20 protein-coding genes are annotated in these 24,062 nt (G+C 55.0%); 8 read left to right on the top strand and 12 right to left on the bottom strand.

Going from position 1 to position 24,062, the window contains the following annotated elements; all coding sequences use genetic code 11:
• Positions 1-27 precede the first annotated feature (27 nt).
• Genes PS2015_RS04355 through PS2015_RS04340 form a run of 4 tightly spaced genes read right to left on the bottom strand, consistent with a single transcriptional unit; the run spans position 28 to position 4,768 of the window.
• Positions 28-450, bottom strand: a complete 423-nt coding sequence (locus PS2015_RS04355; RefSeq protein WP_058021078.1) for a YqaA family protein — start codon at positions 448-450, stop codon at positions 28-30.
• 24 nt (positions 451-474) lie between these two features.
• Positions 475-3,516 (bottom strand): bifunctional proline dehydrogenase/L-glutamate gamma-semialdehyde dehydrogenase PutA, encoded by a 3,042-nt coding sequence (gene putA / locus PS2015_RS04350; RefSeq protein WP_058021077.1) that lies wholly within the window; start codon positions 3,514-3,516, stop codon positions 475-477.
• A 2-nt stretch (positions 3,517-3,518) separates the two neighbouring features.
• Complete coding sequence (locus tag PS2015_RS04345; RefSeq protein WP_058021076.1) at positions 3,519-4,262, bottom strand: class II aldolase/adducin family protein; 744 nt, start codon at positions 4,260-4,262, stop codon at positions 3,519-3,521.
• Positions 4,259-4,768, bottom strand: a complete 510-nt coding sequence (locus tag PS2015_RS04340) for an Lrp/AsnC ligand binding domain-containing protein (protein WP_058021075.1) — start codon at positions 4,766-4,768, stop codon at positions 4,259-4,261. Before PS2015_RS04340 ends, PS2015_RS04345 begins: the two co-directional genes overlap by 4 nt.
• Positions 4,769-4,907: 139 nt before the next feature.
• Here PS2015_RS04340 and PS2015_RS04335 point away from each other — a divergent pair, with 139 nt between their 5' ends.
• Positions 4,908-6,218 carry a D-amino acid dehydrogenase gene (locus PS2015_RS04335; RefSeq protein ID WP_058021074.1) on the top strand — a complete coding sequence of 437 codons (1,311 nt, stop codon included), beginning with the start codon at positions 4,908-4,910 and terminating at the stop codon, positions 6,216-6,218.
• On the opposite strand, the gene PS2015_RS04330 is transcribed toward PS2015_RS04335, so the two are convergent.
• On the bottom strand, positions 6,160-6,633 hold the full coding sequence (locus tag PS2015_RS04330) for an EVE domain-containing protein (protein WP_058021073.1): 474 nt from the start codon (positions 6,631-6,633) through the stop codon (positions 6,160-6,162). The two genes, PS2015_RS04335 and PS2015_RS04330, sit on opposite strands and share 59 nt — an antisense overlap.
• 16 nt (positions 6,634-6,649) lie before the next feature.
• Positions 6,650-7,507, bottom strand: a complete 858-nt coding sequence (locus tag PS2015_RS04325) for a sulfite exporter TauE/SafE family protein (RefSeq protein WP_237113376.1) — start codon at positions 7,505-7,507, stop codon at positions 6,650-6,652.
• A 50-nt stretch (positions 7,508-7,557) separates the two neighbouring features.
• On the opposite strand from PS2015_RS04325, the gene PS2015_RS04320 reads away from it, so the two are divergent.
• Positions 7,558-7,983 carry an alkaline phosphatase D family protein gene (locus tag PS2015_RS04320; RefSeq protein ID WP_058021071.1) on the top strand — a complete coding sequence of 142 codons (426 nt, stop codon included), beginning with the start codon at positions 7,558-7,560 and terminating at the stop codon, positions 7,981-7,983.
• A gap of 51 nt (positions 7,984-8,034) precedes the next feature.
• On the opposite strand, the gene icmF is transcribed toward PS2015_RS04320, so the two are convergent.
• Positions 8,035-11,271 carry a fused isobutyryl-CoA mutase/GTPase IcmF gene (gene icmF / locus PS2015_RS04315; RefSeq protein ID WP_237113375.1) on the bottom strand — a complete coding sequence of 1,079 codons (3,237 nt, stop codon included), beginning with the start codon at positions 11,269-11,271 and terminating at the stop codon, positions 8,035-8,037.
• Between the two features lie 136 nt (positions 11,272-11,407).
• Between icmF and PS2015_RS04310 the strand changes: the two genes are divergently transcribed.
• From PS2015_RS04310 to PS2015_RS04295, 4 genes are all read left to right on the top strand, one after another.
• Positions 11,408-11,863 carry a MerR family transcriptional regulator gene (locus PS2015_RS04310; RefSeq protein WP_058021070.1) on the top strand — a complete coding sequence of 152 codons (456 nt, stop codon included), beginning with the start codon at positions 11,408-11,410 and terminating at the stop codon, positions 11,861-11,863.
• Positions 11,864-11,904: 41 nt separating this feature from the next.
• Positions 11,905-13,104 carry a thiolase family protein gene (locus tag PS2015_RS04305; protein WP_058021069.1) on the top strand — a complete coding sequence of 400 codons (1,200 nt, stop codon included), beginning with the start codon at positions 11,905-11,907 and terminating at the stop codon, positions 13,102-13,104.
• A 24-nt stretch (positions 13,105-13,128) separates the two neighbouring features.
• On the top strand, positions 13,129-14,370 hold the full coding sequence (locus PS2015_RS04300) for a M20/M25/M40 family metallo-hydrolase (protein ID WP_156412655.1): 1,242 nt from the start codon (positions 13,129-13,131) through the stop codon (positions 14,368-14,370).
• 83 nt (positions 14,371-14,453) lie between these two features.
• Entirely contained in the window at positions 14,454-16,898 is a 2,445-nt protein-coding gene (locus PS2015_RS04295; protein WP_058021067.1) for a tetratricopeptide repeat protein, read from the top strand.
• A 3-nt stretch (positions 16,899-16,901) separates the two neighbouring features.
• Here the strand turns inward: PS2015_RS04295 and PS2015_RS04290 are convergent, their stop codons facing one another.
• The gene (locus PS2015_RS04290) at positions 16,902-18,134 is read right to left on the bottom strand and encodes a hypothetical protein (RefSeq protein WP_058021066.1); all 1,233 of its coding nucleotides are present in this window, start codon (positions 18,132-18,134) and stop codon (positions 16,902-16,904) included.
• Between the two features lie 157 nt (positions 18,135-18,291).
• Between PS2015_RS04290 and PS2015_RS04285 the strand changes: the two genes are divergently transcribed.
• Together PS2015_RS04285 and PS2015_RS04280 are read left to right on the top strand one after the other, a co-directional pair.
• Positions 18,292-19,494: a DUF418 domain-containing protein gene (locus PS2015_RS04285; protein WP_082627953.1), complete on the top strand. Its 1,203-nt coding sequence runs from the start codon at positions 18,292-18,294 to the stop codon at positions 19,492-19,494.
• Between the two features lie 69 nt (positions 19,495-19,563).
• Positions 19,564-19,794, top strand: coding sequence for a ribbon-helix-helix domain-containing protein (locus tag PS2015_RS04280; RefSeq protein ID WP_058023138.1), 231 nt, complete (start codon positions 19,564-19,566; stop codon positions 19,792-19,794).
• A 112-nt stretch (positions 19,795-19,906) separates the two neighbouring features.
• On the opposite strand, the gene PS2015_RS04275 is transcribed toward PS2015_RS04280, so the two are convergent.
• From PS2015_RS04275 to PS2015_RS04260, 4 genes are all read right to left on the bottom strand, one after another.
• Positions 19,907-20,500 carry a class I SAM-dependent methyltransferase gene (locus PS2015_RS04275; RefSeq protein WP_058021064.1) on the bottom strand — a complete coding sequence of 198 codons (594 nt, stop codon included), beginning with the start codon at positions 20,498-20,500 and terminating at the stop codon, positions 19,907-19,909.
• A gap of 419 nt (positions 20,501-20,919) precedes the next feature.
• Positions 20,920-21,099, bottom strand: coding sequence for an AbrB/MazE/SpoVT family DNA-binding domain-containing protein (locus PS2015_RS16020; RefSeq protein ID WP_082627951.1), 180 nt, complete (start codon positions 21,097-21,099; stop codon positions 20,920-20,922).
• A 103-nt stretch (positions 21,100-21,202) separates the two neighbouring features.
• On the bottom strand, positions 21,203-22,459 hold the full coding sequence (locus PS2015_RS04265; protein WP_058021062.1) for an ATP-binding protein: 1,257 nt from the start codon (positions 22,457-22,459) through the stop codon (positions 21,203-21,205).
• Positions 22,460-22,584: 125 nt separating this feature from the next.
• Positions 22,585-23,991, bottom strand: a complete 1,407-nt coding sequence (locus PS2015_RS04260) for a PQQ-dependent sugar dehydrogenase (protein ID WP_058021061.1) — start codon at positions 23,989-23,991, stop codon at positions 22,585-22,587.
• Positions 23,992-24,062 lie beyond the last annotated feature (71 nt).

Here is a 24,062-nt window from a genome sequence, read left to right as displayed (position 1 = left end):
TGGCATCCTTGTCATTTTTCGCTTGGCTTACTGTATGTTTTGGGCAATCAACAAAATCACCGCATAGCGCGCACCCTTGCCAAGCACCACCAACGTTACAAAAAGACTGAACCTGACCTTCAATATACCGGCCATGAAGGTTAATGGATCACCCACTACAGGCAACCAGGCAAACAGCAGACTCCAGCTTCCATATCGGGCAAAGTGTTGCTCGGCTTTACGCAACTGCGCCTGGCTGACCGGAAACCATCGTCGATTCTGGAATCGTCTGATTTCTTTGCCCAGCCACCAATTGACGCATGATCCCAATGAGTTGCCGAGCGTCGCGACTATCCACAGGCCCGCCGCACTGCCGCCCTGTTGATACAGGGTAAGCAGCAGAACTTCTGATGATGCGGGCAGCAGGGTGGCAGCCAGAAAGCCGACCACAAACAGAATCAGGTAGCTCACGGGCTATGACTACCTCTGGCGGAGTCAGTGATCATCCGAAAGCGCAAACAATGAGGCGTTGCCGCCTGCAGCAGTGGTATCAATGCTAATGCTCTGTTCATTGGTGAAACGGGTCAGATACAGGGGGCCGCCAGCTTTAGGACCAGTGCCGGACAAGCCACTGCCACCAAAGGGTTGTACACCCACCACAGCACCGATCATATTGCGGTTAACATACACATTACCGGCGTTAATGCGGGACGCAATAGTCTGGGCGCGACTGCTGATTCGGCTATGAATGCCGAATGTCAGACCATACCCTGTTGCATTAATCTGATCGATGACACGATCCAGATCAGAGGCCCTGAAGCGCAGCAGATGGACGATCGGCCCAAACACTTCACGGGAAAGCTGTTCTATACGGCTGATCTCATACAAGCGAGGTGCGAAGTACAAGGTGTCTGACAAGCTATCTGAAAGCTCACAGCATTTGAGCAACCGGGCATTACCTTCCAGGTAATCAATGTGTTCATACAGTGACGCCAGCGCGTTTTCATCGATGACCGGTCCCACATCAGTCGCCAGATCGGCCGGATCTCCGATAATCAGTTCATCCATAGCACCTCGCAGCAGTTCGATCAGCGCTGGCGCCACATCCTCCTGCACCAGCAGAATTCGCAAAGCGGAGCAACGCTGCCCTGCACTCTGAAAACCGGAGCGCAGAACGTCGACCACGACCTGCTCCAGCAACGCCGATGAATCTACCAGCATGGCATTGAGACCACCTGTTTCGGCAATCAATGTCGCTATAGCAGCCTCTCGAGAGGCCAGTGCCTGATTGATGCGACGGGCGGTCAGCTCTGATCCGGTGAATGCCACCCCTGCTACACGGGAATCTTTCACAAGGCGTGCGCCTGTGCCGGCATCACCGGCAAGCAAATAAAGCGCCTGCTCCGGAATACCTGCCTGATACATCAACTGTGTCGCCATCCAGGCAATTGCCGGCGTCTGTTCAGCGGGTTTGGCGATCACCGTGTTGCCAGCCACCAGCGCTGCACTGATCTGCCCCAGAAATATCGCCAGTGGGAAATTCCACGGGCTGATACAAACAAACACGCCCCGCCCTCTTAGTCGCCATTGATTCGACTCCCCGGTAGGTCCGGGTAATGCCTGAGGATCAAATAACTGACGCGCCTGCGCAGCGTAATATCGGCAAAAATCGACGGCTTCGCGAACTTCAGCCACACCGTCAGGGATACTCTTGCGACCTTCCTGACAACACAGCGCAATCAGATGCGGCATGCGCTCCTCAAGCAGATCTGCCAAAGCCTCCAGACAGCCTGCACGAAAGTTCACATCAGTCAGGCGCCATTGTTCTGTGTAGTGAAAGGCACCCTCCAGTGCTGACTCAATCGACGCGTCTGTCACCGGTGGAATCGACGGACCAGACAACACCTGCCACTGTTCATCCAGGGCAGACAAGGCCCGAACATCGCTCAAATCCATCCCTCTGGAGTTTCGCCTGTCCGGATACAGATCAGCCGGTAGTGGTATGCGTGGATGAGGAATCTGAGCCAGGGTCTTAAGTTGCTCCTGCGGGTGCGCAGTAAGTGATTCAAGCGGCGCCTGATCGTCCATAATCCGATTGACAAAAGACGTGTTCGCCCCGTTCTCCAGCAGGCGGCGGACCAGATAGGGGAGCAGATCTTCGTGACTGCCAACCGGTGCATAAACCCGACAATTCAGTTCTGGATTGTTGGTCACCAGTTGATCATATAAAGGTTCACCCATGCCATGCAGGCGCTGGAATTCAAATGCCTGCTGTGGATCGGCAAGCTCCAGAATGGCCGCTACGGTATACGCGTTGTGGGTAGCAAATTGCGGATAGATGCAGTCCTGATACGAAAAAAGTTTCTGTGCGCAGGCCAGATAGGATATATCGGTATTCTGTTTGCGGGTGAACACCGGATAATCATCCAGACCGTCCTCCTGAGCACGCTTGATTTCTGTATCCCAGTAAGCACCTTTTACCAGCCGGATCATAACTGATCGTTGGTTTTGCCGGGCCTGCGACGCGATCCAGTCCAGCAGATCATAAGCCCGCTTTTGATAAGCCTGGACGGCCAGACCCAGCCCCTGCCACTGTGCGAGCTGCGGTTGCCGAAGCAGTTCGTCGAACACGGCCATCGTCAGCTCCAGGCGATCCGCCTCCTCGGCATCGATTGTCAACCCGATATCATAGTGACAGGCCAGTCTGGCCAGCGAGACCATCTTTCGCGTCAACGCGGGTAGCGCGCGGTCCGCCTGCGACATTTCAAAACGTGGGTAGAGCGCCGAGAGTTTCACAGATATGCCCGGTGCATCCAACGGGCCCATATCACCAGACTGCCTGCCAACGGCGTTGATGGCATGCACATAGGCATCAAAGTAGCGCTCGCTGTCCGACTGCGTGCGAGCGGCCTCGCCAAGCATGTCGAATGAATATCGATAGGCCCGATTGGCTCGGCCTTGCGAACGCTGTAGTGCCTCTTCAATGCTTCTGCCCGTGACAAAGTGGCGAGCCATGACGCGCATGGCCTGCCGCACAGCCTGTCGCACCACAGGTTCACCGCAGCGCTGCACCCATTGCCTGAATACTTTTTTTCCGTGCCCATCGTGCAGAGACTGGCGCAGCAATCTGCCTGACAAAACCAGCCCCCAGGTTGACGCGTTAACAAACAAGGACTCACTGTGACCCAGATGCCCTTCCCAATCGGCGGCAGTCAACTTGTCTTCAATCAGCCGGTCAGCTGTGGCGCCATCCGGGACGCGCAGCAGAGCCTCCGCCAGACACATCAGTACCACGCCTTCCTCGCTGGATAACTGATACTCATGCATCAGGGCATCAACACCTGAACCTTTGCGACGCTCTGCGCGCACGGCTGTCACCAGTTTTCCGGCACGGTCGCGGATTGCATCAGCGGTTGACGACGGCCACTGCAGGGTCTGACTCAGGCGAATAACCTGCGACTCCTCGTCCACCCGGTATGCCGCTCTGACGGCATCAAGCGTGTCGGAGTCCTGCAATGGCAGTCGTGCATACTTCATTCTCAGGTCCTGTAACCCGGATCCCTGGCGTCCAGCGTTCTGATCAGGCCCGGCCAAAGCAATGGTGCCACCTTGGGCAAAGTGGCCGACTGCTGACGAGTGGTCTCAATGGCCTGCTCCGAAGGAAAGTACAACTCTCCACCGGCCTGAGCGCGAATCTGCTTTTCACAGGCATTTTCCAGAAAGTACATCAAGGTAAACGCCTCGGCCACCGTGCGGCCCAGCGTCAAGGTGCCATGGTTGCGAAGAATCATGATGTCTTTGTCACCCAGGTCCTGAACAATACGTTCACGCTCATCCAGATTCAGGGCCACGCCCTCATAGTCATGGTAGGCAATGCGCGGATAAACCAGCATGGCAGTCTGGGTGATTGGCAGCAAGCCGCCTTTCTGCGCCGACACGGCCGTGCCGGCATGATTATGCAGGTGCATGACGCTGCCGGCCTCCGGTCGGGCCATGTGCACGGCGCTATGAATGGTGAACCCGGCAGGATTGACGCCATATCCGTTTTCTTCAACGACCTGACCCTCATGGTCCACCTTGACCAGCGATGAGGCGGTAATCTCATGAAACATCATGCCATAGGGATTGATCAGGAAATGGTGTGAGTTGCCCGGCACCCGGGCGGACAGATGGGTAAAGATCAGATCATCCCAGCCAAAGTGTGCCACCAGCCGGTAGGCCGCCGCCAGGTCGATACGCACCTGCCACTCTTCGGCAGTCATGTTGTCAGGTTTGGCACTCATAGATCATCTCCGCTACTGATTTCCGGAACCGGCAGTTCCAGTGTTTCTTTGATTTCTTCCATCACGATATAACTTTTTGATTCCCGCACACCGGGCAGCTTCAGCAGGATATCACCAAGCAGCTTGCGATAGGAGGCCATCTCGGAAATGCGCGCCTTGACCAGATAGTCAAAGTCTCCGGATACCAGATGGCACTCCAGAACATGGGGCAGGTTAATGGCCGCGCGACGGAATTCGTCGAAAATGCTGGCCGACTTGGTATTCAGGCTGATTTCAACAAACACCAACAGGTTTGCCTGTAATTTGTGCGGGTTCAGACGGGCACCATAGGACAGGATGAATTTTTCGCGTTCCAGCCGCCGCACCCGCTCCATGCAGGGCGTGGTCGATAAACCAACCCGTTCGCCAAGTTCCACATAAGAGATGCGCCCCTCACGTTGCAGGATGCGCAGAATATGTCGATCTATCTGATCCAGCTCCTTGCTGGAGGCGCGGCGAGTTTTCATAAATAATCACCATAATTTTTATTTAATACAGAAATATATACTGCATTTCAACAATAAAACAGAAAATACACTCTGCCATCTGATCTTACAATACGCCTTTGAAACCTAATCGGAGAGAAGGCTCTTCGGGAGATCAGCAATGCACACAATCGTACTTGGCAGCGGCGTTATCGGCATCACCAGCGCATGGTATCTGGCCCAGGCTGGCCATGAGGTTACAGTGATCGACCGCCAAAACAGTGCCGCCATGGAAACAAGCTTTGCCAATGCGGGCATGGTCTCGGCCGGTTACTCATCGCCCTGGGCCGCTCCAGGAGTGCCGCTGAAAGCCATCAAATGGATGCTGTCCAGACATGCGCCGCTGGCCATCAGACCGACAGCGGATCTGAGCCAATACCGCTGGATGTGGCAAATGCTGACGCAATGTACCCCGATCCGGTATCGCATCAACAAGGAGCGCATGATGCGCCTGTCTGAGCACAGTCGTGTCTGCCTGAACGAACTGCGCCAAGAGACCGGCATTCACTATGAGCAGCGCCAGCAAGGCACACTGCAACTGTTCCGTACCCAGGCGCAGTTCGATGCGGCGCAACAGGATATTGCCGTGCTGCAGGAGCTGGGCGTGCCCTTCGAGCTGCTGGATCAATACGCTTGTCTGAGGGCCGAACCCGGGCTGGCCGACAGTATCGGAAAAATCGTTGGCGGCCTGCGTCTGCCGCTGGACGAAACCGGTGACTGCCATCTGTTCACTCGCGAACTGGCTGAGCGATGCCAGGCCATGGGTGTGCGCTTTTTGTTTAATCATCAGGTTGATGCATTAAAAAGCGACGGCCATCGTTTAACGGGTGTACGCACCACCAATGCCAATGGTGAACAGCAGACCTTTACCGCCGATCACTATGTATTGGCCGCCGGCAGTTATTCACCGGCCTTGCTGGAACCACTGGGCATTGATCTGCCAGTCTATCCGGTCAAGGGTTATTCTCTTACTCTGCCAGTAACAGATGACAAACGCGCACCGCAATCGACAATCATGGATGAGACTTATAAGGTCGCTATTACACGTTTTGCGGACCGCATCCGGGTTGGCGGGATGGCCGAACTGGCCGGCCACAATCTGTCGCTTCGCAAGCGTCCATTGCAGACCCTGCGCATGGTGGTCAGCGACCTGTTCCCGCGCGGTGGTGCCCTGGCACAGGCGGAATACTGGACCGGTCTGCGTCCCATGACACCTGACGGCACGCCCGTTGTTGGCAAGACAGATCTGCATGGGCTGTACCTGAACACAGGTCATGGCACCCTGGGCTGGACCATGGCCTGCGGATCTGCCGACATTCTGACTCGGATGATTACCGGTCAACGACCAGCAATCCGCACGGATGGCCTGGACATCAGTCGGTACGGCCAGCGCCAAGCTTTCGGATTATCGCATCCGCTTGCGACTGGCTGACCGGCATCACTGAAAGACGATTGCCTTTTTTAACCAGCGCCATGTCACACAATTCTGGCATGAGTTTTAGTTCGTCCAGGGGAATGAGCCGCGGCAGTTTACTGACAAACACCAGATCGACGGTGTCCCAACGGGGCTGGTTCAGGCTGCTTTTACTATCAAAATAGATTGATTGGGTATTAAACTGTGAAGGGTCCGGATAAGCGCCACGAGTCACTTTAACAATACCCGCCACGCCAATATGTTTGCAGCTTGAGTGATAGATAAATACCTCATCGCCCTCTGCCATCTGGCGCATGAAATTGCGTGCCTGGTAATTGCGCACGCCTTCCCAGACGATGGGTTTGTCAGGCGCTGCTGCAAAATCATCAATGCTGCATTCATCGGGTTCGGTTTTCATCAGCCACTTTGCCATCCGGACTCCTCGGGCTTCAGCCTTGTATGACAGTTCGCAGCATCTGCAGCGCCAGCAGTATAACCAGACCAGCAAACAATTTCTTGAGTGTGGCCACCGGCAACCGGTGCGCCAGTTTAGCGCCAATCGGAGCGGTGAAGAAGCTCGCGGCGGCCATGGCAATCACGGCAGGCCAATAGACAAATCCCAGCGTCAACTCTGGCAGGCCAGTTATACCCCAGCCGTTCAGAATGTAACCCATAGAGCCGGCCAGGGCGATGGGCAAACCCACGGCTGCCGAGGTGCCGATGGCCGTCTGCAGACGCACATTGCACCAGGACAGAAATGGCACGGTCATGGTGCCGCCGCCTATCGCCACCAGTGCTGATATGCCACCGATGCCAGCACCCACGGCAGACAGTCCGGCGAATCCGGGTAGCTCGCGTGATGGGCTTGGTTTGCGATTCAATATCATCTGTGCTGCCACATAGCTCATGAAAATACAGAAAAAGATTGCCAGTGGTCGCGGCGACAAGTATGCCGCCAGGAACGTCGCGGCAAATGTGCCCAGCAAAATACCGGGCGCCAACCCCTGCACGGCAGTCCAGAGCACAGCGCCATGTTGATGATGCGCACGCAGGCTGGCGACAGAGGTCGGCACAATGGCAGCCATGGAAGTACCCAAAGCCAGATGCACCACATAGTCTGGCGTAAATCCCTGAGCGGCAAACAGGACCGTCAGCACGGGCACCATGACGGCCCCGCCGCCGATGCCAAACAGTCCAGCGAGCATACCGGTCAGAGCGCCAAGCAAGATATAACTGCTTATCCAGATCAGCATGACAACGCCTCGCGGTGGAAAGTCCGATACATTAGCAGCAAGCATCCTTCGCATCAAAGATCGCCTGCCATTTTGTCACTGACCTGTCGCTAAAAAGTACTAGGATGCCCCTGAATCTGGATGCCTGGGATGGGTATCCGGCCGACCGCGAGCGCGTGCTGGATCTGTTTCGCCAGCATGCCAACAACGCGGTCGTGCTGGCCGGAGACACGCACAGCTCCTGGGCCTTTGATCTGCACGATGATGAAGGCGACGCGATTGCCGTTGAGTTTGGCACGCCCAGCGTCAGCTCACCGGGCTTTGAAACATTTCTGCCACTGCCTGAACGCGAGCTTGTTGCGGCCTTTATGCGCAATAGTCCGGAAATGCGTTATATGCGCGGCCTGGGCCGCGGCTGGATTGAGCTGGATATCACACGCGAGCAAGTGGCAGCGCAATTTCTGTACGTCTCCACCGTGATGGAACAGGAGTATCAGGTAGGAGAAACCCAGCCACTGATCAGCCGGGCCGGGGAGCATGTGATTGCGTGATGACGCTGTTTTTTGCTCCTGCAAAAACGGCATTTCCGCCATCCATGGCGGTCACATATTCCGTCGGTACTGCCCGCCGACCTCGAAGAAGGCCTCGGTGATCTGACCCAGTGAGCACGACTGCACGGCGTCCATCAGTACAGCAAAGACGTTGTCGTTGTTGATGACAGCCTGCTTCAGCCGCGCAATGGCTTCCACCGATTGCTCGGCATGTCGAGCCTGGAACTCGCGCAGCCTGCGGATCTGGCTCTGTTTTTCTTCGTCGGTGGAGCGCGCCAGCTCCAGGGTGAACTCACCGTCGTGATCATCGCCGTGCGGATTGAGGAAGGTGTTCACGCCCACGATGGGCAAGGAGCCATCGTGCTTTTTGTGCTCGTAGTACATGGACTCATCCTGAATCTTGCCGCGCTGGTAACCGGTTTCCATGGCACCCAGTACACCGCCGCGCTCGGCGATGCGTTCGAATTCCTGCAATACGGCTTCTTCTACCAGGTCGGTCAGTTCATCAATGATAAACGCACCCTGATTGGGATTTTCGTTTTTAGCCAGCCCCCACTCCTTGTTGATCACCAGTTGAATGGCCATGGCACGACGCACGGACTCCTCGGTCGGCGTGGTGATGGCCTCATCATAGGCGTTGGTATGCAGGCTGTTGCAGTTATCGTAAATGGCAATCAAGGCTTGCAAGGTGGTACGAATGTCATTGAAGGACATTTCCTGGGCATGCAATGAGCGACCCGAGGTCTGAATATGGTATTTCAGTTTTTGACTGCGATCGTTAGCGCCATATTTTTCGCGCAGCGTGGTGGACCAGATGCGTCGTGCCACCCGACCCAGCACCGTGTACTCCGGATCCATGCCGTTTGAGAAAAAGAAAGAGAGATTGGGCGCAAAGTCATCCACATGCATGCCTCGCGCCAGCCAGGCTTCTACAAAGGTAAAGCCATTGGAGAGTGTGAACGCCAATTGAGAAATCGGGTTCGCACCGGCTTCGGCAATGTGATAACCGGAAATCGACACTGAATAAAAATTGCGCACTTTATTGGCGATGAAATACTCCTGGATATCGCCCATCAGTTTCAGACTGAATTCAGTCGAGAAAATACAGGTATTCTGCCCCTGATCCTCTTTCAGAATATCGGCCTGCACCGTGCCGCGCACAGCGGCCAGCGTCTGCGCTCTTATCTGCAAGGCTTCGTCAGCCGATGGCTCCCGTCCCTGCTCGGCAACAAACCGGCTCATCTGCTGAGCAATCGCCGTATTCAGGAACATAGCCAGAATGGTGGGCGCCGGCCCATTAATGGTCATCGACACTGACGTCGTTGGATGGCACAGATCAAAACCATCGTACAGCGCTTTCATATCGTCCAACGTAGCGATGGATACACCGGAATTGCCCACTTTGCCGTAAATATCCGGACGCTCATCCGGATCAAAACCATACAGCGTGACCGAATCGAAAGCGGTTGATAGACGCTTGGCCTCTGAATGCTCAGACAGGGCTTTGAAACGCCGGTTGGTCCGGAAGGCATCACCTTCTCCGGCAAACATTCGTGTGGGGTCTTCTCCTTCTCGCTTGAAGGCAAAAACACCGGCCGTATAAGGAAAGCGACCTGGCACATTTTCCAGCATCAACCAGCGCAGCACATCACCATGATCGTTAAACCGTGGCAATGAGACCTTGGGTATACGTGTACCGGACATACTGGTCCAGGTAAGCTGAGTGCGCAGCTCTTTATCTCGAACCCGGGTCACCAGCTCGTCGGCAGTGTACTCCTGTTGCATCGCTGGCCACTGCTCCAGCAGCGCCGCACACTCACCATCCAGTTTCTGCTGTCGGGCCTTGATCAGCCCCTGCAGATTGTCGGTAACGGAATCAGAGCCGTCAGCACGCGACAGCATCTGCGCTGAACATTGTAATTGTTGAATTTCCCTCGCCAGCACAGCCTGCTGCTCAACATGCTGGCGATAGCCGCGCACAGACTCGGCAATCTCAGCCAGATAGCGTTGCCGCTGCGGCGGCACAATGGCGGTTTGGCGGGTTGAAGTGCGGGTGCGCACTATTGGCAAGCTACTTTCAAAGGCGACCAGCCCCCTGTCGCGCAACACCGGCAGCAAAGCCTGATACAGAGCAGTCACTCCGTCATCGTTAAAGCGCGAGGCAATAGTACCGAATACCGGCATCTCCTCCACCGATCGATCAAAGGCCGTGCGGTTGCGCTGTACCTGCTTGCTGACATCGCGCAGGGCATCATCGCCACCCTTACGATCAAATTTATTGATGGCAATCACATCGGCATAGTCCAGCATGTCAATTTTTTCCAACTGACTGGCGGCACCAAACTCCGGCGTCATCACATACAGCGATGAATCCACATAAGGCACAATGCCTGCATCCCCCTGGCCAATACCGGGGGTCTCCACTACCACCAGATCAAAGCCGGATATGCGCACGGCATTAATAATGTCGCGCATATATGACGGTACTTCTGTTTCAGAACGCCGGGTCGCAATAGAGCGCATGTAAACTGATGGGTGGTAGATGGAGTTCATGCGCACCCGGTCACCCAGCAGTGCACCACCGGTGCGACGCCGCGTGGGATCAATGGCCAGCACGGCGATTCGCAAGGCATTATTACTGTCCTGCCGACAGCGCAGTATCAATTCATCGGTCAGCGAGGACTTTCCCGCACCGCCGGTGCCGGTAATGCCCAGCACAGGCACGACGCTCGCCTGCTCAGCCTGCTCTTGCAACATCGCCCGTGAGGCGTCATCCAGCGATCCGTTCTCAAGCGCACTGATCACCCGCGACAGTGCAATTCGGTCGCCATTTTGTATGGCCTGCAGATCAGCGTCAGGAGAGTCAACATCCTGTTCTCTCACCTTGGCCATGATGTCATCAATCATGCCCTGCAACCCCATCTTCTGGCCATCTTCCGGCGAATAGATGCGGCACACACCATAGGCGTGCAACTCTTTTATTTCGGAGGGAATAATCACCCCGCCGCCGCCGCCAAACACCTTGATATGTCCGGCGCCGCGCTCGCGCAGCATATCGACCATGTATTTGAAGTACTCAATGTGTCCGCCCTGGTAAGAGCTGATGGCAATGCCTTGCACATCCTCCTGCACGGCAGCTTCAACTACTTCCTGCACTGAACGGTTATGAGCCAGGTGGATCACCTCGGCGCCGGACGCTTGCAGCATTCGGCGCATGATGTTGATGGCGGCATCGTGACCGTCAAACAGACTGGCTGCGGTTACAAAACGGGGAAATTCGAGGGACACGCGGGAACTCCTGTGGAATCGCTGTGGCGATGCTATTGTTATAAATCGGCCCGCCGGTGTTAAAAATTGAACTGCCGACAATGCTCGTTTATTATATTGACGTTAACGTCAACGTCAATCAAAGAAAAACACCACAATGCCAGATATCACGGATGTACTCAGCGACACCTTTTTACGCTCCAATGCACTGGATCCGCGCGATACCGGAAGCCGCACCTATACAATCTCGCAACTTGCCAAAGAATTTGACATCACTACCCGGGCCATCCGCTTTTACGAAAGCGAGGGTCTGCTCAATCCGGAACGCGAAGGTCGAAACCGGCTCTACAGCCAACGTGACCATACCCGATTGAAGCTGATCCTGCGCGGCAAGCGCCTGGGGTTCTCGCTGGACGAAATCGGTGAAATGTTTGAATTATATGACTCCCCGATCGGAGAGCTGGCCCAGCTACGGCACGTTCTGGATAAAATTGACGAACGTAAGCAGATTCTCAAGCAGCAGCTGGAAGACATTCAGCTCAGCCTGCATGAATTAAAGGAATTTGAATCGCAGTGCAAGCATCGTTTAAGACAGATGCGCAGCAGTCACTGATCAATTTTTCTACCTGACCCATTTCCTTTTAAGGACAGATCATGAGCAAAGATCACGTTGTAATCCTGGGCGGCGCCCGTACGCCTATTGGTGGCTTTCAGGGCGTTTTCAGCAACACAGCGGCCCCTGCACTGGGCGTGGCTGCTGCGCGCGCAGCACTTGAGCGCGCCGGCCTTAATCCATCAGACAATGACAGCTGTATAGACGATGTATTGATGGGATGTGTATTGCCCGCCGGACTGGCGCAGGCGCCGGCCCGCCAGGTCGCCCTTGGTGCGGGACTGGCTGTGACAACGCCCTGTACAACCGTCAACAAAATGTGCGGTTCTGGCATGAAAACGGTCATGATGGGCGTTGACCAGATTCTGGCAGGCAACGCAGACACTGTGCTCGCCGGTGGTATCGAAAACATGACCCTGGCACCCTACCTGATCCCCAAGGCTCGCGGGGGCCTGCGCCTTGGCCACGGCGAGCTCAAGGACCACATGTTCCTCGACGGCCTGGAAGATGCCTACACCGGACGATTGATGGGCAGCTTCGCACAAGAAACAGCCGACAAACACGGCCTGACTCGCAAGGACATGGATGATTATGCCATCGCCTCACTGAGCCGCGCCCAGACAGCGATTAAAGAAGGCTGGTTCGATGCCGAATCTGTCTCCCTTGACGTAAAAGCCGGTCGCAACGACATCACGGTGACACACGATGAACAGCCTGGCAAAGCCAGTGTTGACAAGATCCCCACCCTGCGCCCGGCCTTCGCCGCCGATGGAACTGTGACAGCAGCCAATTCTTCATCCATCTCGGATGGAGCAGCTGCAGTCGTTCTGATGCGCGAAAGTGTTGCCAGAGACAATAATCTCAAGCCCATGGCCCGAATCCTGGCCCAGGCCAGCCATGCCCGTCACCCCAGCGAATTCACTGTGGCCCCGATCGGTGCCATCGAAAAAGTGCTGACCAAAACCGGATGGAGCGCCGCCGATGTCGATCTGTTTGAGATCAACGAGGCCTTTGCCATGGTGCCGCTGCTGGCGATGCGTGAACTTGGCCTGCCGCATGATAAAGTCAATATCCACGGCGGAGCCTGCGCGCTGGGACATCCGGTCGGCGCATCCGGCACCCGTATCATTGTCACGCTGATGTACGCGCTGCAAAAGCTGGGTAAAAAGCGCGGCATTGCCAGTCTTTGTATTGGCGGTGGTGAAGCAGTAGCTATAGCCATTGAAATGATTGACCAATAACGCGTTTCTTGACGGAGCACAGTGATGCGAATCTTGACAGCCGCATTGATAATGGCATGCATCGGGTCTAGTGTCTCGACGCATGCTCAGGAACGCGCACTGGATGAAGCCCTTGCCGATACCAAAATCCTGCAAGGCCTTGCCATTATCGATGAAAGCTCAGGACTTTCAGCACAGACGCTTGTGCAGATCGGCGGGATCATTTCGCCATCCGGCCAGGAGCACGAGCGCGCCGCGGCCGTGGCGGAGCTGATGCGCAGCATCGGGTTGGAGGATGTGCAGATCTCTGAAGCACCCAACGTCACAGGCAGAATTCCGGGGCGATCCGGCAAAGCGCTGGTCTTTGTGTCAACGCTGGATGACCTGGCCACGGTTGCTGAACACCAGCGCGCTGCCGGGACGCCGCCTGTCATTGATGGCAACCGGGTTGTTGGGCCAGGCACCAACACCTCGCTGACTACAGTTGCCATGCTTTCCGCCGCCCGCGCCTTGCTGGAAACCGGCATAACTCCCGAACATGACCTGGTGTTTGCCTCGGTCGCTGAAGAAGAAACCGGCCTTCGGGGCATGCATGCGCTGTATGCGGACTACCGCGATCAGGCTCTCGCCTTTGTGGATATTCTGGGCGAAGGCAGCACCCTCAGTTACGGTGCGCTGGGCATTCATTGGTGGCGTATCCATGCCCATGGCCCTGCCGGCCATACGCTCAACGGCGGCCTGCCGAATGTGAATCAGGCGATTGGCCGCGCCGTCGACCGTATTTTTCAGATCAGGGAACCTCAACTGTTTGAACATCGGCGCACCCGGCTTAATGTAGCCGTGCTGAACAGTGGCGCAGTCTTTAATCACAAACCGGAAACCGGCTGGTTCTCGCTGGACGTGCGCTCACTGGACCCTGAACATATCGAGTCCATGGAAAGCCAGGTAAGGCATATCCTGGATGAGGTCACGGCCGAACTGGGCATTACATTCAACATGGAAGAAGTCTCCAGAACACCGCCAGGCCAGATAGACGGTGCCCTGGACAGCTCGCTGGTGCAAACCTCCGTCGCGATCTCTGACTACCTTGGCAGCAGTCCGGCACTGTCAAATGCCGGATCAGCCAACCTGAATGTCTCCATTGCCGGTGGCACACTCTCGATAGGCATTTCGAGTGAACGTGGTGGGCGGCGCGGTTTCCCCGATGAATGGGCTGACATTGATGTAATGCAACGCACGGCAAAACACATCTTTTTGCTGGCCGTTACTCAGGCGAACGCAGACTGACCCCCCCCAATCGGGGGAGTTATGATAAAAATCGGCTCTGCTAGCATCGGGCTTCACTTCCGCTGCGACCCGGAGCTACCGCCGTGAAAACTGCTACCCGCCGCCCGTTCACACTCAACGCTCTCAAACCAATTGCCCTGGCCATCGTCCTGAACACCGCTTTTCCGGCTCTGGCAAACGATGACGACACTACCGTTATCGCGCGGCTCGCCGAGTTTGACTCATTGCTGCAACAAAACCAGGGGCAGCAGGCACTAAACCTGTTCAATCAACTTCAACAGCGTTTCCCGGATAACGTCCTGGTGCAGGTCACGCAGGCTCGCATCATGCTGATGCAGAACAATGTTCAGGGCGGCGTAAATCTGCTGCGCACAATCCTGCGCGAGCACCCGGATCATCCGGAAGCTTCCCTGTGGCTTGGCGATGTCGAGATCAAAACCGGGGAACGGGAAGCCGGGCTGAATCGCATTACGCAGGCCTCAGATGCTAACCCGTCTCATCCGCGCCTGGCAGAGTTTGCTGCAGAACTGATGTATAACGCGAGCCAGCTGGAACGCAGCGCCGATTACTTTTACCGCGCGGCGCAGGCCGACGGCCAGACCGAAGCCCGACGGGCGGAGTTACTGTTTAACGCCGGTCGCGTTTACGTCCAGTTGCAGCAACCCGAAAACGCGATCCCCCGCTTTAATCAGTCGTGGCGCAGTCAATTTACCCCACAGGCCTTCAATGCCGAAATGGAGCAACGCCTGCAGATGGGAGAGCCCGAAGCCGGGCTGAGAGAAATTCAGGCACTGAGAAATATTCAGCGTCCGGAGAACCTGGAGAATTTTGAACGCATTGTGGCACCTGCCTCGCAAATGTTGCAGCGAGCCTTCGCTGGCGAACCCATCGTTCCTGCAGCAATCGCCAATCCCTCCGACCCTGCCGTGCTGCAACAATTGCAGGCCAATCTGGAAACATTGAAAACCCGGCTGGCTGCTCTGAACAGCCAGCAGCTTCAACGCACTGAAGAAATAGCCGGGCTGGCTGGCAACCAGGTCACCGCATTCAAGTACCCCCTCTTTATTCGTGATGCTGCTGATGCCGGAGAGCGGGCCAAAGCGCAGGCCGCCCTGATCCTTGCCAAAGCAGGTCAGCTGGATTCAGCCGTCAGCACGGCAGAATCAATTCTGCTCCCCGAATTGAAATACGCTACTTATGCGCAGTTGACACGTCACATATTTGAACACGGCGGCCGGGAACGCTATCAGGCCTGGAAGAATTATCTGGATGATCAGCGCCGCTATCTGCCAAATCCCTACCCCTACGATGACTCCACCTTGTCCGACAGCTTTTTCGGGATTCCCGGACTGGATAATATTGATGACAATGAAATACCGCGCAGTTTCTGGACCAACGACGTCAGCGACGTGATGGCAACGGTACTGCTTGATACCGAAGACTTTCAGACTTTTTCGACTTTTGTTGAAACGAGCAGTGCCTGGGGCGCTTTTGTGCCAAACTGGCAGGCACGGGTTGACAGCCTGATGCTCGATCATGCTGAACGCATCGGCTCATCTGCCAACATCACCGGCAACAGACTCACCGGCTATGATTTTCAGGATGTCGTCCGTCTCGCGCAACTGCTGATTGCCGAAGGACGCACCCAGAACGCGGCCAACCTGATAAACACCGTGATCACCGACGTCGCGGCGGAAGACTATATCGGCGCCAACCAGACCGATCGTCTGAACATTGACCAGGAGGTGACCGGTGTCATTGATGTCCTGGTCGTCGCAGGCGAATTGGCTCTGGCCTCAGGACATCTGGATCGGGTCTCCCATATCGTCGGCGCACATCAGCAGGCCGAGAATAGCGGGTTATACCGCGCCCGCTACGCTGAATTGCTGACCGCGGTGGGTCGCAAAACAGACGCCGAACAATTGCGCGGTCAACTCACAGGCTCAGACCTGGAACAGCTTGAACTGGGCATCAGCATCGGCGAGCTGAGACACCTTGTCGCGCAGAATCAGCTCGACGCAGCCCTTGAAATGGCGATGAGCGACTCGTTCGTTGGGGAGCACATCCTGCATAGTCGTTCGCTGTACGATGCTCTGATTCAAAACGGCCGCTTCAATGATGCGCGCAGGCTGGTCGTAAAGGCAGGCAATCTGGCCGAGAATAATACCCCTGATCTGGCAGCCGGCCTATGGATTGACCTGATGCAAAAGCAGCTCGACGCAGCCCGCGACAGTGTTCTGGCCGCCATGTTTCTGGCGCCGATCTCCCTGGTAGAGCGCTACGACGGCGTGGAGAGCGAAAAAGGCCGGATCCGCACCCAGTATCTCTATCATCTGGCCACCATCGCCGGCCAGTTTGGCGATGATTCCACCCTGGATCGGGTGCGACAACTGGCCCGTGACGACCTGGACCAGATTTATGTGACGCTGGGCGAGGCAGGTGGTCGCTTGCAGGCACTGGACATGCAGGTCAGAACGAATGACTTCCTGCCCATGTCAGCCATATTGAAAACAAACCTGGTCATGTGAGCCTCAGTCGATCCAGCAGTTATTCATCTGCAGCTCCTGATTGCCATTCAGGGCTATCCGGGAGCCGTTCAGCAGAAACACTTGAGTGTATGAATCGCTGTGCGACTGTTTGAGCTCTTCAACCAGCTGAGCCAGCTGTTCCTCAGTGGGTGTAATCTCAAATATTTCCAGATCCTGCAGCATCTGCTCATGGATATCTTCCGGCAGTTCCGCCGGCAATTCAAAGGGCAGCAACACGTCCTCATAGGCCCACTCACCCCCGTTGCGAGCAATCACATGCCAGGGTGAATTGATCACTATTGAATTCAAATTGTTACGATACATCAGCATCCAGCCGTCTGAATCAGCCTGCCCCAGCTGTTGAGTGTCGGCAAGCGCCAGCTCCTGCCAGCTACTTGCATCCGGGTCATCGCGAAATTCTCTGATTCGTGCCTGTCCCATATTCACCACGCGGGCCCCCATCCGGCAATCCTGGCCTAACGCAAAATAGTTTTCTGGTTGCCCGTTCAGGGCGGCCAGCAATACTTCCCTCTGAGACGCCTTTTCAACCAGCACTGCACGTGCGAACTGTTCAGTTTCATTCAGAATGACCTGTACAATCGGCAACAAAGGCTCTGCTTCGGCAGGAACCGGACCACACCGCTCTGCCGTCAAATTCCGTTCACGACATATCAGTGGCAATGTGCGACCTGCTATGGATTCCAGCGGATTAAAGACTGCATAATACCCATAACCCTGCTGTGCCCGGATCTGCGCCACCTCCTCATCCAGCACGCTGCGTTCCTCTGGGCTGAAACTGATTGGCCGCTCCCAGTTTGAACCGGCAAACGCGTCTATATGCGCCACCATACGCCAGTACTGATCTTCGATCAGGGTTTCAAGCTGAGCGCGCTGCGGGACATCCTGGCCATCGGGACCCTGACAACTGAAGCTATTCGATTGCTCAACAGCCTGAGCAAGACCCGCGTCGATTTGCTGATGCGCCTGCGGATTTCCGAGCTGAGCCTTGAGATCAGCAATCTGTATATTCAACAGGGCGCCGCCTGCCATCCGATAAACTTCTTGAGACCATTCGCAACGCTCAGCTACAGCCAGTGACTGCGCGGTATTACGAAGACCGGCAAAGACCGTGTTCGGATCAGACTGCTGTGCTGCTGAGCCAGGACGCGGTGCCTGCGCCTCTACGTCGGTTAAGGCTAAAAGAAAAGCAAATAATAGTGTGAACTTTAAGCGCATCGCGACCACCCAATTGATATCAAATAGTATTTCCCCTAATTACCACCGAGCGGTTGCAAGTCGCCACCCCCTGTTTGGGGCACTTATTAATAAATTGGCAATCGCTGTGCCCCTGCGCTATAAACATGACAGGGAATAACAAGCGAGGTTGATAACCGTGCAACCATCAGATCAACGTATTGACGCGCTCGACGTACTCAGGGGTTTTGCCGTTCTGGGCATTCTGGTCATGAATATCCAGGCATTTTCAATGCCAATGGCCGCCTACCTCAACCCGACAGCCTACGGCTCACTGGAAGGCGTCAACGGTGCAGTCTGGGCGATCAGCCACCTGCTGACCGACCAGAAAATGATGGGGCTGTTTTCAATGCTCTTTGGTGCCGGCATTGTACTGTTTTGTGACCGGGCTGAAGAAAAAGGCACGTCTGTTGCCGGTTACCACTACCGGCGCAACGTCTGGTTATTGATTTTCGGCATGCTGCACGGTTATCTGCTCTGGCATGGTGACATTCTTTTCCTGTACGCCGTCTGTGCCTTTCTTATATATCCGTTGCGCAACAAAACAACACGCACATTGGTCAAGCTCTCTCTTGTTTTTCTCTCAGTGTCTTCAGTTGTGTATCTGCTGACAGCAATGGGACTGCCATCATTACCGCCGGAAGAAGTTGCGGAAGAAATCCTGCCAATGTGGCAACCTACTGCTGAACAAATTCAGTCTGAGCTTGCCGCCTATCAGGGAAATTGGGTAGAGCAGATGGCAGCGCGTGTGCCCATGACACAGGAAATGCAAGGCCTGGCACTGTTTCTATGGGGCTTCTGGCGCGCCAGCGGAATGATGCTGCTGGGCATGGCCCTTTACAAATCCGGCATACTGACGGGCAAGGCAGACATAGCTGTCTATAAGCGTTTTTTATTGCTCGGTCTGTTTATTGGCCTGCCCCTGGCTATATACGGCATTTTCTGGAATTCTAATAACAACTGGCAGTTAACGTCCATGTTCATGGGTTCCCAGTTTAATTACTGGGGCAGTGTATTGATCAGTCTCGGCTGGATGAGTGTTGTGCTGATGCTGTTGAAAAAACAATTGCTGCGACGCCTGACAGATCGTCTGGCAGCAACCGGCCGCATGGCCTTCACCAATTACATCATGCAGACAGTGATCTGCGGCCTGATATTCTATGGTCATGGCCTGGGGCTGTTTGGTCAGGTGGAGCGCTGGGGGCAATTGCTGATCGTACTGGGCGTCTGGGCACTGCAATTATGGTGGTCACCCATCTGGTTAAGGCATTTCCGTTTCGGGCCTCTGGAGTGGCTGTGGCGCTCGCTGACGTACTGGAAGCTGCAGCCGTTGAGGAGGTGATTGATAAATCCGCAAGGCACACATATATTTCCACATATATTTATGACCGTTTTGATACGGGGTGTGGGAATGGGACAAGTAACAATTTACCTTGAGGATGATATTGAGAAGAAAATGAATGCGGCGGCAAAATCTTCCCAGCTATCCAAGAGCAAGTGGATAGCACAGCTCATCAAAGAAAAAGTAGCCAACGAGTGGCCACCATCAATTGTTCAAATGGCTGGCTCCTGGGATAACTTCCCGACACTTGAAGAGATACGCAAAACGCAGAATGACGACTCACCCAGAGAACCATTCTGATGTTTATTCTGGATACGAACACCCTGATTTATTTTTTCAAAGGCATGGGAAACGTGGCGGAACGCTTGCTGAAAGTCTCTCCCAAGGATATCAGTATTCCCGCAATTGTCGTTTAGGAGTTCCTTGCCAGAACTCTGGCCAAGGACACAATCTTCCCATCCGGATCGGAAACCAATCCCTCAAAATAATCCTCCACCTCAAGTCCGGAAACCGCGGTCAGCAACTCCCCCGGTGCCGCACGAAAATCTGCGCTTTTTGGTCCGGCTACAGCCTCATCAGTCTGCAGATGCACTTCACAGACAAGATAGCCCCCGGGACTTAACCTTGTCGCCATCGATTCCAGCAATGCCAAATCCAGATAGCGCATCATGATAATCAGATCATAATCACAATACTGGCCGGGTAGCGGGTCATCCAGATCATGTTCTATCCAGTTAATACCCTGCGTGCCGGATGCCAATGCCGACTGCTGCGCACGCTGCAAGGCCACCTGTGAGACATCAACTGCATCCACCTCGTATCCTTTCGAAGCCAAATACAAGGTGTTGCGCCCTGCTCCGCAGGCCAGATCCAGCGCTCTGGCAGTCTCAGGTACCGGCCCAATCTGCTCCAGTGCAACTTTCAGATAATCCGACGCGTGCTTTCGGTCAGCATAGGCGCCTGCACGGTAGCGCGTATCCCACTTTTCTTTGTCTTGCTCGCTCATTGTTGTCATTCCCGTTCTGTTGAATCAATGCTTCGCCAGCCAATGCCATATACCTTACCATGCTGAGTGACGCATAATCGGATCCCAGTACATAACGCTCATACGCCTCTTCAGCTCAACAGGCTATTTTCTCGAAACACCGTTCTCAGGGTTTCTGAACAACACACGTTGAGAGACCTCTGGATTTTTTAATAAACGTTTGATGAAATGTTTTTTTGGCTGTCAGACTCTGACTGCTTGCCAAATGAAAGGCAGCCGCGAAATCCAGGTCCTGCTCGTACCAACTCAGCACCTGAGCAATCAGAAACTGATTGGATAAAAAAACGTTCGGCAGCCCAAACAATCTGCGTAAGGCATCACAGATTTGAGCTGACTAAAAATCGCAGGAATATCGGAGCCGTCAGGTTAGAAAATTGGCTTCAATTGCTATCACGCCACGTCTTCAAAGCAGGAGGGCTAAATGCCGCCTTTGGCTCTAACAAAACATCACCTTCAAATTCAACCACTTGAAACTCCATTCCTGGATCCCAGTGATGTGTCTCGCGAATATGTTTAGGGATAATTACCTGCCCTTTAGTGGATAACCTGGTCGTGTTCACAGCCTGCCCTTCTGAATAGTAAGATTGAGTTCAATTCAAGCGACACACTGTACATTGTCAAGAAACTCACTAAGACGCAGACAGCGGCCAGCACTTCATGAGATCAGGGCCCAAGATGACCAATTGGCACAACGATTACGCCATCGGGCCGCTGGTAACTATATCCGCCAGCAGTGACAACGACCAATGCGGCTGGCTGACCACAGCGTGATGTATCAACGCGCTCTGCAAATTTGAGTAGCTGTGCTGCCGCAGCATCAATCACATGTCCGGCAGAACTCATCTTGACCTCAAAGGCACCCCAGCGCATATCCGCTGTCGTGACGATGGCATCGATCTCCAGACCTGTATTGTCTCTGTAGTGCCGCACTTCGCCACCCAGTATCTGGCTGTAAATTCGCAGATCTCTGATAACCATGGATTCAAAAAGTAATCCGGTGGTGTTCAGGTCAGCTTGCAGGGATTGAGGGCTGGCGCCTAATGCAGCAGCCGCCAGCGAAGGGTCTACGAAGTGGAATTTTTTGCTGCTGCGAACACGGGAGCGCGAGCGCAGATGGACCGCCCAGGCCGGCTGCGGCTCAACAATCATCAGCCGTTCCAGCGCGTTCAAATAGGCGGCGACCGTGTCCTGGTCGGGTGCCCCTCCCGGCAAAGCCACATCGGAGGCGATCGATGCATGACTGACTTCGGTAGCAACATGCCGGGCAAGCGACTCAAACACGGCCTGTACACGGATGGGATCACGGCGAACACCATCCACCGTATGGATATCTGCACGATAAATATCTCGCACGTAATCCCTGACAGCCGTTAATGCAGCTGGCAAAGCCAGATTATTGTGCGCTGGCCATCCTCCTCGACAGAGCACCTCCAATAAGCCACTGAAATCCAGTGGCTGCTCTGGACAAGACTTATGTGCGCCGTTCAGCAACCCTGCAAGCGATACAGAGCCCGTGCTGCTGCCCATTTCGAATAGACTCATAGGGCGCATGCGCAGACGTGCAAATCGACCGGCTCCGGTATGCCGGGTTGCATCATCTGCAGGTGTCGCAGACCCCGTCAGGATGAACTGTCCGGGCAATTTGCGGGAATCGACCTCCCGACGCACCCCATTCCAGATAGCAGGTGCAACCTGCCATTCGTCAATCAACCGGGGAACCGGCCCGGCCAGCGGAAGACGGGGATCAATGTCGATACTGGCTCGCGCGGCACCGTCCAGATCCAGAAATATGCTGCTGGCTGCAAACTGCGCTGCGGTTTCTGTTTTCCCGCAGGCTTTCGGCCCCTCAAGCACGATGGCGCCCGCCGACCGCAGACGCTCAGTCAACTCTAGATCAATCACTCGCTGGAGATAAGCCACTGCAAAAACCCTTCAATCGGTAGTTTGCAACCAATATAATCGGTATTTTGCAATATTTCCAGTCGGTACTTTGCAATATTTACAATCGGGACTTTGCAATATTTCCAGTCGGTAATTTGCAATTCCTACTGCACAATCTCCCGCACCATCCCATCGTGTTTGTTCAGCACAAAAACCCGCTGATCCGGCCCCATATTGATGCGCATATCGGCGCGCTCGGCGGGGCTGCGGCCCTGCTGCTGGTTCTTTTGCTGAATCAGCTGCAGCAGGGTTTTGGCTTCGCCTGAGCTGTCACGCAGCAGCAGGCGGGCGATGCCGGTGTTGCCGCCCTGGGGTACGTTGTCGGCTTCAAAATGCAGGATCTCACCGCTGACAAAGTCACCAAAAAACACGCGGTCGTTCATGGCGGCTATCGGGCCATTACGATAAACCACGACGCCTGTGGCAGCCACGCGGCCCTGCAGCAGCGGATCGAAGCGGGTGAATTCCACAGCCGGGTAAACCACGTTGGGGTCGCTGCGTGGCGATTCGGTGGAGATCTGTCCGCGCCCCTCAAAACGGAAGCTGCCTTCCCAGGCATTCCAACCCAGGTTACCTCCCTTGGGCACCAGGCTGACCTTTTCCACCATGTTCTGGCCTATGTCGGCCATGTAGAGATTGCCGTTGGCCGGATCCCAGCCAAAACGCTGCGGATTACGCATACCGTAAGCGTAAATTTCGGGTACCACATTGGACTGCCCGACAAAGGGATTATCAGAGGGGATACCATACTGGCCATTAGCACTGTTGTTGCCCAGCGGATCTATGCGCAGCATCTTGCCAAAGGCTGAGGCCATGTTCAGCGACAGATTCAAGGGGTCACCACCGCTGCCACCGTCCGCCGAACCGATGTACAACATGCCGTAATCTGCATCTCCGGGCTGGGCCAGCGGATTAAACGCCAGGTGTCCCGCATTGTGATTGGCAAAGGGCTGTTCAAAACGCATCAAGACGCGCGGCGCACCCCCATCGTAAACAGGAGACGAGTGACTTTGTGCCACCCACTCATGCAGCACAGTGTGGTGTGCGTTATTGCCACCATCGGGCACAAAGTCGGGCGTGGTTATATTGTCACTGACGTCTGTCCAGGTGTAGAAACGTCCATAACCCGGTGCACCAGCGCGACCAAAATCGGGATGCAGGGTAAAGCTCTGAAAACCGCGCTCACGCCCGCCGTATTCCACACCGACGCCCCACTGGGCGTCGTTGATATTGACGTAAGGCGTCACTGTCTGCCCGTCGTAGCTGATCGTATGGATGGGGCCACGCATGTCGTTAACAAAGATACGCTGGCTGACCGCTTCATCGACCAGATTCATCATGCGTGCTGGTTCACCGTCACTGTCGGGCAGAGTCGCAAATTCAATAACATCCGCGACAATCAGATTGCGCTGCGTGTTGATATGGGCAGGCAACGGATCCTGCTGAGCACTCACCGCAGTGACTGTCCACAAGAACACAAGGGAGGAAATGCCTTTAATTGTCGTTTGCATGGTTCACCTCGTCTGATAGTGAGTAATCCGTGTGTGTCTGGATGTCGTATACCACCGTATATTCGCAGACA

The sequence above is a fragment of the Pseudohongiella spirulinae genome, from assembly GCF_001444425.1.
GTDB lineage: Bacteria > Pseudomonadota > Gammaproteobacteria > Pseudomonadales > Pseudohongiellaceae > Pseudohongiella > Pseudohongiella spirulinae.
The sequence above is the reverse complement of the archived record's forward strand: the minus strand, read 5'-3'. Positions and strand labels throughout refer to the sequence as shown.

Bases quoted from the DNA above. Each gene is read 5' to 3' on its own strand.
- putA (WP_058021077.1), bottom strand. From the start codon at position 3,516: ATGAAGTATGCACGACTGCCATTGCAGGACTCCGACACGCTTGATGCC.
- PS2015_RS04345 (WP_058021076.1), bottom strand. From the start codon at position 4,262: ATGAGTGCCAAACCTGACAACATGACTGCCGAAGAGTGGCAGGTGCGT.
- PS2015_RS04340 (WP_058021075.1), bottom strand. From the start codon at position 4,768: ATGAAAACTCGCCGCGCCTCCAGCAAGGAGCTGGATCAGATAGATCGA.
- PS2015_RS04335 (WP_058021074.1), top strand. From the start codon at position 4,908: ATGCACACAATCGTACTTGGCAGCGGCGTTATCGGCATCACCAGCGCA.
- PS2015_RS04330 (WP_058021073.1), bottom strand. From the start codon at position 6,633: ATGGCAAAGTGGCTGATGAAAACCGAACCCGATGAATGCAGCATTGAT.
- PS2015_RS04325 (WP_237113376.1), bottom strand. From the start codon at position 7,507: ATGCGAAGGATGCTTGCTGCTAATGTATCGGACTTTCCACCGCGAGGC.
- PS2015_RS04320 (WP_058021071.1), top strand. From the start codon at position 7,558: ATGCCCCTGAATCTGGATGCCTGGGATGGGTATCCGGCCGACCGCGAG.
- PS2015_RS04310 (WP_058021070.1), top strand. From the start codon at position 11,408: ATGCCAGATATCACGGATGTACTCAGCGACACCTTTTTACGCTCCAAT.
- PS2015_RS04305 (WP_058021069.1), top strand. From the start codon at position 11,905: ATGAGCAAAGATCACGTTGTAATCCTGGGCGGCGCCCGTACGCCTATT.
- PS2015_RS04300 (WP_156412655.1), top strand. From the start codon at position 13,129: ATGCGAATCTTGACAGCCGCATTGATAATGGCATGCATCGGGTCTAGT.
- PS2015_RS04290 (WP_058021066.1), bottom strand. From the start codon at position 18,134: ATGCGCTTAAAGTTCACACTATTATTTGCTTTTCTTTTAGCCTTAACC.
- PS2015_RS04280 (WP_058023138.1), top strand. From the start codon at position 19,564: ATGGGACAAGTAACAATTTACCTTGAGGATGATATTGAGAAGAAAATG.
- PS2015_RS04275 (WP_058021064.1), bottom strand. From the start codon at position 20,500: ATGAGCGAGCAAGACAAAGAAAAGTGGGATACGCGCTACCGTGCAGGC.
- PS2015_RS04260 (WP_058021061.1), bottom strand. From the start codon at position 23,991: ATGCAAACGACAATTAAAGGCATTTCCTCCCTTGTGTTCTTGTGGACA.